The organism is Psychrobacillus sp. FSL H8-0483, assembly GCF_038637725.1.
Lineage (GTDB): Bacteria > Bacillota > Bacilli > Bacillales_A > Planococcaceae > Psychrobacillus.
On record NZ_CP152052.1, the window covers coordinates 2261333 to 2275529 of the forward strand.

A 14197-nucleotide genomic window follows, 5' to 3' on the forward strand; every position below is an offset into this window, starting at 1 on the left:
ATTTGTATTGGTGATAGGAGCTTAATTAGAGACTTAATTCTATATATCTTAAAAATATACTAGTAAATTCAAAATAACATCATATTTCGTTCGACAAAAACGGACAAAAGATTTGGCATTTTAAAAAAAGCAAAAAAAGACCAGCTCAATGAGAGCTGGTCTCTATTTAAATTTATATAAAGAATAAAAAAAGCCTTATCCACAATATAGTGAACAAGGCTTTATATTATTGATTATTTAATTTTTCAAGCATCGCTTTGGAAGGTGTTTCGTACTTAATGTATCCATCCACCTTTGTACCCAGTTACCACCACCTACATTATATTGACCTCCGTGTTCATCACGAAAACCATATACTCTGTACTCTTCTTCTGGATTTAAAACTCTTATCCATGTTCAATTCTTTCGTCTAATCGTTCGACTTTCCTTTGAAGATTTTCTTTTTGTTCATTCAACATTTCGATTGCTTTTTTCATCCCTCCACAATCATATTTACTATTTATCGATGCTCGAAGATGTGTAGATCACCTAACCTTTCTCGAATTTGACTTAGAGTATTGCAAGAATGACCACCAACTTTTATGTATAATAAAAAGCCACACTCGAATGAAAGTGACTTGGATAACAATTTTTATATATTTATCTGTTTTGCAAGATTTTCTAAAGCGTCTCTTACATCTTCAATCGAATCAATTCGATAATCTGGCACTCGGTATTCAGACATAATATATCCGATTCATCATGTGGATTCAATAAGATACCGGACAATTGTTATTAGTAAATGGATCTGCTTGTGGTTGTTGATATTCCGAACTTCTTCTCTGATGCTCTTGAGGTTGCCCTTTAGGAGCATTGTTTTGTGATACCTGTCCATTTTTCTGTTCAATGAATTGCATGCTCTCTACATCAACGTCTGTAGTATGATCACGCTTTCCATCTTGTCCCTGGTAACTACCTGTTTGAATTCTACCTTCACCTCCTGCTAAAGTGAATCTCGCCATCGTTACACCACTTGGAGTGTATCGAAGTTCAGGATCCTTTGTTAATCTCCCAACTAGAACAATTCTATTAATTATGTAATCACCTTTAATTTCTTTCTAGCTTAATGGGCCGCTTGTCTTAAATTCACCTAAATTTTCGGAATATGATATAAGACAACCCTAGGTAACTTTCCCCTAGACATCCTTTGGTTGAATAAACCCTAATATTATCGTTTCTTGTAGTTTGTCTTTACTGGTGAAGCCAGTACCAAGATCAGTTGGGAAAGTCTGATCTTGTTTTTTTGTGCTTTTAGGTGCTTGGCTTTACTTCTTTATTTGTATTTTAAATATGTTAAGAAACAACTGAGAGGCAGTTACTTTTTTACGACCTTCTATATGAAAAATCATCGTTTTATAGCAGTTTCTTCTATATAAAATAAAGATAAGTGGAGGAAGTAATTTATTTGAGACTGCCCCAATTTATTTTATAATAATTTCAAACCAATTTAATTTTACGATATATTAAATTAATACAAGTCTAAAATTAATACATATGAACTCTCTAATTTAATTTTCCTAATACAGTATTACTCTGTTTCATACTGTTTCCAGCAAAATAGTAATACAGACCACCTGTTTACTCTTTTGTCCGCAATTTGTCCGCAGAATTAATTTTTTGTACTGATCTTATTTTACTGAAATGATTTTCACTGTCTCGAAAACCTTATTAAATCAGACTTATTTAACTAAATCGAATTCAATTTAACCAGGTAATTCAAGGGTTACAAATTCGACAAGGTGGGGGTCGCTGGTTCGAGACCAGTCGGGACCATCCTTATCATAAGCCTTAAAACGTTGATATATCAATGTTTTAAGGCTTTTTCTTTTAGTAAAAATTCCTAACATATACTTCTTATTTTAGGACTTGTCCGCAGGATTTTTCTGTATTAGTAAGAATGGCCTGATGAAAAGTATCCGCAATGTCGCTATCTCTATTCGGTAATAAATGAGCATAAAATTCCAATGTAATTTTGGGATTTGCATGTCCCAATCGTTTAGAAATTAACTTCCTTTCATTTAATTCAATTAAACGTTTCCTAAAAAAATATACTTCCCTGCTTATATGATCAACCATAGGGGAAGTTTGAGTTCTCTGAATAAAAATAGCCTCAACTCCTAAAAGGAAATTGAGGCATTACCACTTACTTAACTATGCAGACTTCCACTTAACCAAGGACGGTGTCGATACGGACCTGTCGGGATTTGGATAAGGCTGGTTTTTCCTTGTGGACTCAGCTTGTATATCTCATCACATATGTTCGCATCAAACCCGAGGAGTGGGTGCCCTCCGAATCCGAGGGCTGACGCGACTAGCAGGATTCTTTGCACCAGCATACCCGCTTCCATTTGTTGGATGCGATATCCTCTGTATCCCATTTCCGTTTTGAAATGATTTTTGTCCCCTGCCACATGTAGACAAAGCGGTACTTGGAACATATTTACATTACCTCCGGACATTCCGTGCTGTAACCGTAATCGCTGATCTCCGAGTTGTACTCGACGTAACGCATGGGCAGAGCTGTCATAGTGATATGCACCATTCGGAAAGCCCTCGACATTATACAAACATCCGTAAAGTGAGACACGGGACTTCTGTTTCTTTTGAACTCCATCCAAATCATTTTGATACGAGAAGGAATCCATCACGCCCTTAAGCAGTGTGGCAAGCTGCAGTTGACTTACCTTTCCCAAAACGAAATCTATGTCCGGTGAAAATCGCTTTCGACAGACCGACGCCAAATCATACGACAATTGCTTCACATAAGGCAGAGTCACCGTTTGACCCTCACAATTTATTTGCTCCTCCTTGATTTGCCGAAACGATCTCGTTGATTCCAACATAGACGCTTCATTCATCTTGGTTAGCATCGGAAACTCTATAACCCTTCGTGATTGGACGTAATGAGTAGACTGAATTGCTGTCAACTCTTGGCATAATTCAGTGGCAGAGTCATCCCCATCTATGTTACTTCTGTTGAAGCAGCTTGTTGATTCCGCCGATAGGGGAATCACCGCATACACACTCTCCTCTTGTTCGGAAAGCCCAAGCAGGTGGTTGATGGCCCGATCAAGGAATTGGAAGTATACCCCAGTTGCGAAGCCAAAAGATTTCGCTACTTCCAGTAATTGTCCAATCAGCACACCAGCATCCAACCCTTGAAGACGGTAGGCAAAGTTATTGTATTTAAAAAAATTTTTCCAAAACATTGTCGATACAAAAACAGTACCAAAACAATCGGATAGGTCACAGCGATTGCCAAGTGCCCGGGATATATATGAATCGAAATTTCCTTCTCGCAGCAACACTAAGCGATGATGTGCTACATCATAATGGTAAACACCGTAAGGCAAATTCTCTATCTTCAAATAAACGTACAATTCGTTTGGATACAGCGCACCACCGGAAGGAACAAACCGCCGTTTCGACTGCATTAGGTCTATGGCTTGATCGCTGAAATTCAAGTTCATCACAGACTCGCTAAATTGAGTTAGACCAAATACATACCAGAGAAAATGACCGATTCTGCTTAGGTCAGGCTTTACAGTTGCTTCCAGCCTTTTAAGCGTCAACGGTACTTCTAAAGAAAGTGGAATCACAGGTAAGCCACGATAAAGCTTAAACGTAAGCGGTGCATCATCCCAGTCCACTTCCCAGTTTGGCGCGCTTACCTTTTCAATATCAAAATGGAGATTGTGCAGAAATGCCTCAAGATTCATCCTCCTACCTCCTAACCACTAGTTATGGGAACGGATGCGGATATGGATTGAGCTGTACAAGTGTTAGCAGTTGTTCCTTATATCCGAGTTCCATAGGCACCCGGAGCACTCTCTCAAGCCCTGTTATTCGCGTAAGATGTTGACCGAATGTCATTGGCAGCATCCCCGGAATCAGGACTTTAACGCAAAACAGTCCGTTTTGTTTGATTTCCGGTGTCGTTTGCTCCACCACGATCACATCGAGGTTCAATCCCCTAAACACCTGGAGAATGTCCCTCAGATCATCCGTAAGGTCTGCATGCACTGCCTCCCATTTATATTCCTCGTCAAACGTTCGCAATGGCCGATTATCATCCAACAAAAACTGTAGGCGTTCTTGCGCTTCCGGCAACCCATACAACATCCCATGATCATCCATCTTCCGTACCAAGGAAGAGTCTTTCAACATTTGCACATACTCCTCCCGGTTTGCTTCTAAATTCCCATCAAGTATTAGCATCATACCAGCCAACTCATGAATCGCGCTTTTCGCCGCTCGTATTGGATCCAGATGAGCGCCGGCCGCACTGATGATATTCAACCCCATTTTTTTCCTGTTTTTCGCCAGCACCAAAACACTTGGAATTCCGTTCTCCATCGTCGAGTTATAAAAATAGAGATCATATCCACCAACCGCACGCACACGGTCAATCATTAACTTTAATTCTTGATCGTTAGTAGAATAAGGGTCAAGACGTGGGAGTGCCAGTTCTGCGTACCAAGTCATAAGGAACGCATCACGCTCTACAACTTCCATAATACCGTAGAAAATGGCCTCCTCTATACTACCGCCTACCGCACAACCATTGGAAGTTTCATAGACAAATCCCTCATCGTAGCCCAAGCTGTAATAAGCAAGCAACTCTGGAATCAGAATAGGACACTCTTGCAAAAACGAATAACCCCAAACCCAATCGATGGAGCGATCAGGATTGAACGGTTTGAACGGAAAATCAGGCAGCGTATACTGTTCCTTTGAATGCACACCTACCTTGAGAGGATTAAGCGCTCGGTCTTCCAGATTGCGGAAGCTGTCATGAACCACTGTTCGTTTTCCACTTGGAGACAGACCACAGTACCGCTCCAACCCCTCCAAAATAGCCGTAGACTCACTAACCTTGTATGAATGAGTTCGGCCTGCCACACCCTCGTCTCCCGTAAACAACGGCAGATTAACACTTACATCAGCAAATGGTAGCCTGAGGTCATACATTTTACCATTTAATAAACCAGTCCGCTCATTTAGATAATCCTTGCTTAGAATATTTTTCAGGTCATCCATGGAACGACAGCGGTAGCTGTCAGTACTGATCTTCAGACTAGATTGCAATGTAATTCGGGCCGCGGCTGGTGAATCATTGGGTAATCGACTACAGACCGGACATAACGGGTCAGGAAGAAACGGATGCCATGAACTCTTTAGCGATTTCAGATTGATTAAACATAAACGACCTTCCGAATAAGCCTGATCTCCATCTAATATGCTCTGTACCTCCGCCTCGAGAAGGTGCGCCATTTGCAATAGTCCCGTACGCGATGCCCAAGCATCACACGAAATCCCATCGTGAGCCGTAAGTCTCTGTTCCATCTCCCACATCTCTTTACGGTCTCGTCCGGCCATGAGACGTCGTTTGTCTGCACACTGGGAGCAGCCTGGTATTTCCGTACGTACTAGTGGCCCAATCACTCCTTCTCCATATGAAACAAAACCTCGCAGCCAAGGTATGCCGGTTGGCCGCAATACCTCTTCCGACTTTTTATGAATGGAAGAATTCAAGGTATCGTGCAATACCAGAACCAGATTAGTCGTTTCTGGTACTCCCGCCTCGAAATCGGAGCGGCGTATTACTTCGTATTGAGTGGATAGATCCCCCCACACACGATCAGCCAATAATCCTTCTCCAACAACCATCACGACGGCACTCACCGGAATCCTCTCTCCTCTCGTAACAACACGCCAAACAGCCCTGCGATTCCCTCTTTCAAAAATGGTTCAAATGCTAGATCAAGCACTAAAAGCCGTTTGTGATTCCGTTCTAGAATTTGTATAGCGGATTGCAAAATCTCGGACTGTCTGTTCTCATCACAAGCGGAGATAACAAGGCTTAGTGGCACCTTTTCTTCCAGTATGACGGACGAAACTTCCCGCGCTTGCACCGGGTGGGAAGCCGTAGGGGATTGTACCTTCATAAGCGCCTGTTGTAACGCTTTTCGCAACGCCAATGTAATATTCAAATCTACACCACCATACCAGCCGTCATTCGTTCCGACCCAAATGACAGGGAAACCGTTCACTTCCTCTCCTAAACCGATCGTCGGTGAGCCATGCATCGTGGTCAGTGCCTCCAAATAAAACCGGCAACGTTCATCTTCTACCATATCCAATTGCAACCGAGCAACATGATTTTTTTTATTTATCAGCTGCATGCTTAGCTCTTTGTCCAAACACCCTTGCAATCCCCGGCAAATACCTTCCGCAACCGTTTCCCCCGCTCCAACTCCGATGAATTCCTTTATTTCTACTACATTCTCCCCTTTTTCCAGATATGAAGGTAGGGTCGCAACGAGTAGTTCAACCGCTCGTGACACATACGATTCTATCCCAGCCAGTCCTGCTTTCCTCCGTGCTTCCTCATGCGTCAGACCTGTAGAAACAATGTCTGGTAAAAGCTCAGCGGGTCCCTTCGACAACATATCAACCGCCTGTACGCGGCACTGAGCTAAAGGCAGCTGCTTTAGATCTCCTTCCTCCCAAACATGAAAAATCCCTGATACTTCCGATGTCAACAGGCTGAAGTAAAGTAATAATCCATTCGTTTCATCTTTGCTTAAGCTTTGTTCAAGACGCACATCCAAATCTGTTACCCATTCGCTAGACACGTGTCCATCCACCAACGGATGAGGCAAAAACGAATGCCAGTTTCCTTCCAATGTGTCTAGATCAAGTAGATAGAATAGGTTCCTTTGTTCAGATTCGGTTACTCCAGTAATCTCTTTAAACAATTCAAATGTGATTACATTTGCTAACATTGCCCCTGCTGTTGCAGAGAAAGTGGTGAACTGTTGCTCTTTGGAAAGTACAGCTCTGTGCATGCGCCTCCACGCAGACTCCCAACACCTCTTAGAGTCAGGATGCACTAGCGGACCCGCAAGGCCCACACGCTGTTGGCATATAGCAGGGAGAAACACCTTCTTTTCTTCCCTACAAACCTCATGAAGAACTCGGAGTTCCTCAATATCGCCCTCCTGAGACACATACAATATCGAATCAAACGGTTGAACAATCTCCCGCCAAAAATGTCTTCCCTCCTTCTGCAGGCTAACCTCTTCTACCGCTACCTCGGTATCAGATTTACGTGCATGTGCCACGAGTTCCATCACCCGCCGTCTATTGGTCGACACCGAGTCCGTGATTAGAATTTGGAACTTGGGCAATCCGGATTCAAGTAATGAAGAAACCAACGAAACAAAAAAAGGACCCGAGCCAACTGCCAACACTTTTGCCTGACGATAGGTTTGAAATCGGTACGCACTCGAATCACCGAAACTGTCCAAAAACTCAATTTGAGAAGCATACTTATTAAGAACCGGATCCGCCAATTGATGAGGAAGATCTTGGCTCACATCCCGAACATATTCATTTCGGTATAGCACTTCCGCAATCTCATAGACGCGATCCCGATATGGACCAGGTAATCCATCTGTCAAATACTCTAACGTGTTCTTCCCGTTGAACATCGGTATCAGTTTTTCAATCCACTGAACGATCTCATTTCCTTCCACATGAAAAGAACTTTTATTATTTCGAAAATACACACCACTATTTGAATCGGGGAGAAAAAATGTGTCCCTTTTCACTTTCAGACGCATCATAGGGGTCAAATTTGGCATTCTGCTCCTCCTTAACCATAGTTATTCCTAAATCGATATTATGTTTAACATTACATCCTATGTACTGTAGCTTGTTTCATATGTTTAACCTTATAGAGAAAGGTCCCTGCAACAACTGCAGGGACCTTGGCAATCACGATTTTTGTTAGAAATCTAGAAATATTAGCGGCCGTGACCACCGCAACGAAAACAATTAGAACAATTAGAGCAATTAGAGCAATTAGAGCAATTAGAGCAACGAAAACAATTAGAGCAACGAAAACAATTAAAACAATTAAAACAATTAAAGCAGCTAAAGCAACTAAAGCAGCTAAAACAGCTAAAACAACGGAAGATACCACCTACACCACCGATACCACCTACACCACCTACACCACCGATACCACCGAGCTGCGCAGTTTGAGTTGAAAAGGATCCGTTTGGGTCCAAAGCAACTGGCTGACTCGTATTGAAATCGCCAACATTCAACATCTGGAGTTCGTTATGGAAATCATTCATTCTTGCCACCTCCTGAAATTAAATTAACAAGAAGTGCTATGATCATGAAAGGGGAAACAAAATAAAAATGAGCTAAAACAACTGGGTAATACGTGAATCCACCAATAGTTCATATACACCTCCTAAACAATTTATGAACAATGGGTGGATAATGCTACTGATTTCCCGTTATAACTAACTTGATATGAATTTAAAATGTCTTCTACTTTTCTTCATAGGTAATCGGATAGTCTTTCCCTAATTGTCCCTGTATATGATGCTCATATAATTTAATAGAGAGAAAAGACTTCGGCTTCTCCGACCTGGTGGCTCAAATAATCTGGCTAATCTTATAATAGTGGAGTATTGAAATGAAATAATTGTTAACTGACACTTATCAACTGTTTTATCCTGCTTTAAACAAAAAAGTAATACAGACCATCTGTTCACTCATTTGTCCGCAATTTGTCCGCATAATTAATTTTTTCACAGCTGCGAAAACCTTATTAAATCAGACTTATTTAACCTAATCAAACTCAGTTTAGCTAAATTTTATAAGTGAGATAATTTCGACAAGGTGGGGGTCGCTGGTTCGAGACCAGTCGGGACCATAAATACAGAAGAGTCACATCCTTTGATACATAAGGGTTTGTGGCTTTTTTTATTCAACCATTTTTATGAATGGGGTTAAAACGGGGTTAAAATTCACAATAATTCATGATAAATCTTATAAATGTAGACCACTAAAATGATCTGACCCAATAAAGTTAGACAAATATTTTAGGCTGCTTCTAAGATCTGAGTTCGGTATTCTACCGGGCTCAGGTCTTTTAATTTTGCCTTCATTCGCTTGTGATTGTAAAATTCAAGATATTCTTCTAATTCCTTTTCAAAATGCGCCATGCTCTAAAACTCTTGTAAATAAAGCAGTTCTGATTTTAATATTTCCAGTTAAATAGCGTTCCACCGCTTGTAATTTAACTTCTACTGTATATTTAGACATAAAAACACCCCGTAAATGGTTAGTTGGTGTCTAACAATTACGGGGCAGTTCAACAAAGTAGACTTTTTTTATCATGTCTACTCTTTAGGGAACATTTTAAAAGACGCACGGTCTTTTTTTGACTACTTTACATCCGACATTTAAAATATTTGTCCATGTATTCCTGTGTCACTGCACTTTATGCAAATCTATTGTATCTACCGAAAATGTTAGCGCACAGCATAGGTTTTAATTATAGTCTGTTCGATTTGGCTACCGTTTCCGTCCCATGCCTTGATGCGAAGCGAAACGTAGCCAGTGTCTGGGTTTTTCACCCACACTTTATAGCGGCTATCTTTCTTATTCTGCTCCTTCACTTTTGTCGTATTCCAGGTTTCGCCGTCGTCAGTGGATACTTGGACCTCAACCCCTTTAATATCTGCGGTAGCACCTGATTGAAGAACGAATGATAGATCGAAGTGGTCAGTAATGCCACCTTTTGCTTTGTTCTCCCCATCCAGGCTAATGTCATACTTTGGCCACAGCAGAGCCAGGTTTTCCTGCCCACTTGTTGGTCGCTGGGACATGAACGTCCACGCCGTATTGGTCTTTGTAGACATTCTGAACCCCGTCGGGTGCGCAGTGTCCATCGTGATTTGGTAGGTCGCTGGGTCAGGGCTGACCGTCAGCGGCGCTTGCCATGAAAAATACTTCCTCTCCGTGAGGAGCTTCCCGTCCTGATACATTCGAACCATCGACGTGTCTTCAGGGTAATAAAAAGTGCCCCAGTGCCCCGGTTGGCTGTCACCCTGTTCTTGCATGTTGAGAGTGACTGTGTCTCCCTCACGGAACGCCATTGTATTGTCCTGTTGAGCTGGACCGTTTGCTGCGCCCAGCCATGTCTCTTCGCGCTGCTCACCTGGCAGATAATTACGGAATATATCCTTCATGTTGCGGCTGATGCGATTTTCGTCATAGACCGCGTGGTACCATTTCATATCTTTCATGGTAGGCGACATGCTGCCGGTTGAGTACCACTCTTCCCGGTCTAGTGGTGCGTCTAGGAACTCCGGGAACAGGAATATCCCGGCCTCACCAGGGCGGATCGGAGCAAGGCTTTCGCTTATTACTCTACCCCTAGTACCGCGGTAGTGTGCATTCACCACGGCAGAGTTCTCTGCAGTCATTTCGTCGACTGGGTTTGCCGGGATGACATCCGGAACCATCATCGCCATGTTATACACGTACGGGCTGTTGGCAATACCCTTTAAGTTGATACTAGTAGTACCATTGGCAATTCGATCGAAGAGCACCGCTCCGTCGTCTTGTTTGAGGGTCCATGCCGGTATGGTAATGCCAGCCGTTTTAAATACGCTAGTCCAATAAATGCCTGGCCCATCGTAGACAATAAATACACCCACTGCACCGGCAGCCGTCACTACTTTGATCTGGTCAGTAATCGTCGATGTCGTATCACGGGTGATGACTGCCAGTTTGCCACTGACATCCTTACCACTGAGGTCATCAGGTCGTGCAAAGCCGAGGTTGACTGCTTCGAGTGTCTTATCGCCATCCAACTTAGGCGTATACATTACATGCTCGAGCGGGATCGAACTATCACTTCCGTCATAAGATGCACGGATCAAAGGGGCGTATTTGCGCTGTTGGAAGTTGAACTCGAAATCAAAATCGGACGTGCCGTCTGTCACAGGTTCGGTTGGTACCACATAAGGGTGATCAAAGTATGGTGCAACAAAACCTTTCATGAAATCAACCATGAACTTGCCGTTAGTCTGGCGGTATCCTAATTTGTATCCGTTCCCCTCGGACTCCTTAGGAGTAGAGATTTCGACCTCTTTGCCCAACTGTGCATCTAACGTGAGCATCGTGTTCTTGCTTAGCTCAACCTCAGGCACACCTGCGAGTGTATGGCTCTCCACTCGCCATCCAGCCTCATCGTGTGTGTACACGGTTCCCATTACCGAGTAACGTCCTTCCGGTACTTCGATGAGCTTGATTCCAGTGTCTCTATTTGCGTAGACTGTTTTGTTTAATCCCGTATCAAGGTTAACCACAAAGACTTCTCCATATGCTGGGTCACCATTGCGGTCAATCAATTGAAGGGTTAAATCCACGGATGGTACCTTCTTCGTCGCACCAATGGTCGTGGTTACTGTTTTACCGTCACTTGAAGTAGCTGTAACAACCACTTTGTAATCGCTTACATTTCCAATTGAAGGATCAAAGGTCACTTTCACCTCACTGCTGCTATTAGCAGGAATCGTTACTTCAGTATCGCTTAGTGTAAACATACCATCTGGAGCCGGTGCTCCTTTTTCATTTTTAGATTCCATATTAAGCGTTACTTTTATTTCACTATCGGATGGATTGACATAATCAAATGTCTGCTCGAGTGGCTCACTAGTTTCCTCAGCGCCTCCAAGACTGACGACTGCAGGACTGCTATAGATGTTCGCATCCAGAGCGTTTACAATGCTTACACGTCCGCCACCCTGCTGATAGGCCGTATCGTTGGCATTTGACTTAGCCGTTCCTACCAACACCTGCTTAATTCGGTCAGCAGACCAGTCCGGATGCCTTTGTTTAAGAATTGCTGCGGCACCAGCAATATGTGGTGTAGCCATCGATGTACCATTAGCAGCCGTGTAATTGGCGTCAACGACAGTACCCATAGAGGTTCCTACAGCACGGGCAGCTACGATTCCTACACCTGGTGCCGTAATTTCTGGTTTGACACGGTAATTCTCGATAATCGGACCACGGCTTGAGAAAGAAGCTAACACGTCGTTTTTGTCAACTGCCCCAACAGTCAATGCTTTTTCGGCTGCACCTGGCGCGCCTATGGTTTTCTTATCGGGTCCTGCATTACCTGCCGCAATCACAAACAATGTGTCAGTGGTTTCACTCAAATGGTTAACCGCTTGACTCATTGGATCTGTGCCGTCACTCGGAATAGTACTACCAAGACTCATACTGACGACATCGGCGCCTTCCTCGACTGCCCAATCCATTGCAGCGATGATTCCCGACTCAGGACCTGACCCTTCATTGTTAAGCACCTTCCCAATTAAAAGTTCTGCACCTGGAGCTACTCCCCTTAATTTACCGCCGGAAGCAGCTCCAGATCCCGCGATCGTCGAAGCAACATGCGTTCCGTGACCGTGACCATCTATATAATCAGAATCGTTCGTGAAGTTCTTTGCTGTTATAATAGATGCTTTAACATCAGCATGATTCGGATCGATTCCAGTGTCCAAGACAGCTACTTTCACGCCTTCACCATCATATCCAGCTTCCCATACAGTCGGTGCTCCGATCTGCGGAACACTCTGTTCTAGCGTCACTTGTACTTGTTTGTCAAGCCACAACTTCTTTATACCACCAGCCAGCTCCGGCTCGGTCGCCGCGGAGTCACTATCATCGTCGATTGCTTCCCAGAACGTCTCTGCATTCGATTTGTCTACTTTTAGCGCAACTGCGTTGGCACTCTCTAATACCTTGTCCTTCTTAGAACCTGCGGGAGACACCTTTTCTAATGCCTTGCCCACTGTAGCCATTGTGTCCGAGTAAGTCGCGATCACCGGTATCTCGGAGCCATTGGAGTCGTCGTATCCGTAATCTACCAACTTGGTGATGTTGAACAGTTCACGGTCGAGCTCATCCGCTTCGATATACGGCTGCGCTTTAGCCGGGATGACATAGACTTCGTCACCCAACTGGATCTTCGTTATTTCCATTGCTTCGCCATCGGGTGACGGTGCGATTGTCGCTGCCTGTAATCCGTCGGCATAACGGTCGAGCATCACAACTTCGCCCGTGATAAGGGTAACAGTGTGCGAGTCGACAACTGGGTTGTTCTGCAGTTGCATAGACCCCTGAGTGACCAGCGTTTCTGCGACGGTGTCATCATAAGCAAATGAATTACCAGTACTTGTTGACAAAAGTACTGCAGATACCAATCCTGCGGTCATTACATTAACAAATTTTTTGTTTCTCCTCTTTCTCATTAAATTTCCCCCTTTTCCTTACAAAATAGTAGATTAATATATTTGTAAAAATGTGATGGTTTCGTGCTAATGACTTAACTTCACATTTAATACACTGATCTGACTTTCAACATCAGGAATTAAATTTTTTCAACTAATCTAGCAACAACTCAGAAAAGTCTTTGACGAGAAGTTAGAAATCCTCAAACACATTATTGTGAGCGCTTCCATTAAATGTAGGAATGTTCATGGAAACATCGATCGCCCCTACTGAAAATACCGAGAGCCACTTTTCCTGGTGAATCATATCCGCCTTTATTAACATTTTTTTAGTCTGGATGATTGTAGTCAATACCTGTATCCAGCACGCCGAACCCTTACCCGTAATACTCTCGGCATGATGCTTGTCCACGCCAATTTGCTGAATACTATTTGTCTTTTTAGGTTCAATGGCTACTTACGTTTCTACTTGTGGAACTACTTTCACCTCGTAATCTTTAAAGATATGTTTAACTACACCAGATTTCAGCAAATCTTTTACTGCCATACCAGGCAACGTCATCGCTACACCGTTGATGGCGTTTTTATATTCTCTTGTAATGTCAATGTCTTCCACATTGTATTCAGTCGAGTTCTTTTGGATTTTCAATGATTGCACATGCTCTTTAAAAGCTTTGTGAGATTGTTCCACTTTTTCTATTGCAGCAGCAGAAGATAGTTTTTTTCCTTTCGCTGCTTGCTTCATCACTTCAATGTTCGCTGGTGCCGGATAGAATTCCACGATGACTTTGACTAATTCAGGGCTATTCACATCAATATCCGGAGAAATGGTAAAGGTTGTATTTGTATCCAACTGCTCTAACCCCCTTCTTTGTATTTCAAAGACAGGTTATTTAGAATTTCTACCGCCTGATCAACCCGTCTCAACTCATATGGGCTTTCTGCCAATACATTGTATGGAGCACCTTGAGATAATAACATTCCAACAGCTAACGTTCCTGTAATAATTTTACTGCGATTTTTCCTCATCATACTGCATCCCC

At 43.0% G+C, this 14197-nt stretch carries 6 protein-coding genes and 2 pseudogenes; all 8 read right to left on the reverse strand.

The genetic code is table 11. The features are described from left to right. Nucleotides 1-749: 749 nt before the first annotated feature. Nucleotides 750-1076 carry a single-stranded DNA-binding protein gene (locus tag MHB48_RS10860; RefSeq protein ID WP_342601357.1) on the reverse strand — a complete coding sequence of 109 codons (327 nt, stop codon included), beginning with the start codon at nucleotides 1074-1076 and terminating at the stop codon, nucleotides 750-752. 1110 nt (nucleotides 1077-2186) lie between these two features. Continuing rightward, nucleotides 2187-3758, reverse strand: a complete 1572-nt coding sequence (locus MHB48_RS10865) for a SagB family peptide dehydrogenase (protein WP_342598110.1) — start codon at nucleotides 3756-3758, stop codon at nucleotides 2187-2189. 22 nt (nucleotides 3759-3780) lie between these two features. Beyond that, a complete protein-coding gene (locus MHB48_RS10870; protein ID WP_342598111.1) occupies nucleotides 3781-5724 on the reverse strand; it encodes a TOMM precursor leader peptide-binding protein in 1944 nt (647 codons plus the stop codon). Beyond that, nucleotides 5721-7688 carry a putative thiazole-containing bacteriocin maturation protein gene (locus MHB48_RS10875; RefSeq protein ID WP_342598112.1) on the reverse strand — a complete coding sequence of 656 codons (1968 nt, stop codon included), beginning with the start codon at nucleotides 7686-7688 and terminating at the stop codon, nucleotides 5721-5723. Before MHB48_RS10875 ends, MHB48_RS10870 begins: the two co-directional genes overlap by 4 nt. A 50-nt stretch (nucleotides 7689-7738) precedes the next feature. After that, nucleotides 7739-8029 (reverse strand): hypothetical protein, encoded by a 291-nt coding sequence (locus MHB48_RS10880; protein WP_342598113.1) that lies wholly within the window; start codon nucleotides 8027-8029, stop codon nucleotides 7739-7741. A gap of 916 nt (nucleotides 8030-8945) precedes the next feature. Next, nucleotides 8946-9110, reverse strand: a pseudogene (locus MHB48_RS10885) (IS3 family transposase); the annotation flags it as partial. Nucleotides 9111-9377: 267 nt separating this feature from the next. Continuing rightward, nucleotides 9378-13175 carry a S8 family serine peptidase gene (locus MHB48_RS10890; RefSeq protein WP_342598114.1) on the reverse strand — a complete coding sequence of 1266 codons (3798 nt, stop codon included), beginning with the start codon at nucleotides 13173-13175 and terminating at the stop codon, nucleotides 9378-9380. 311 nt (nucleotides 13176-13486) lie between these two features. Continuing rightward, nucleotides 13487-14186 (reverse strand): annotated as a pseudogene (locus MHB48_RS10895) (protease inhibitor I9 family protein); the annotation flags it as partial. Nucleotides 14187-14197: the final 11 nt, after the last annotated feature.

Coding starts and splice junctions, on each gene's coding strand:
- MHB48_RS10875 (WP_342598112.1), bottom strand. CDS start 7,688: ATGCCAAATTTGACCCCTATGATGCGTCTGAAAGTGAAAAGGGACACA.
- MHB48_RS10890 (WP_342598114.1), bottom strand. CDS start 13,175: ATGAGAAAGAGGAGAAACAAAAAATTTGTTAATGTAATGACCGCAGGA.
- MHB48_RS10865 (WP_342598110.1), bottom strand. CDS start 3,758: ATGAATCTTGAGGCATTTCTGCACAATCTCCATTTTGATATTGAAAAG.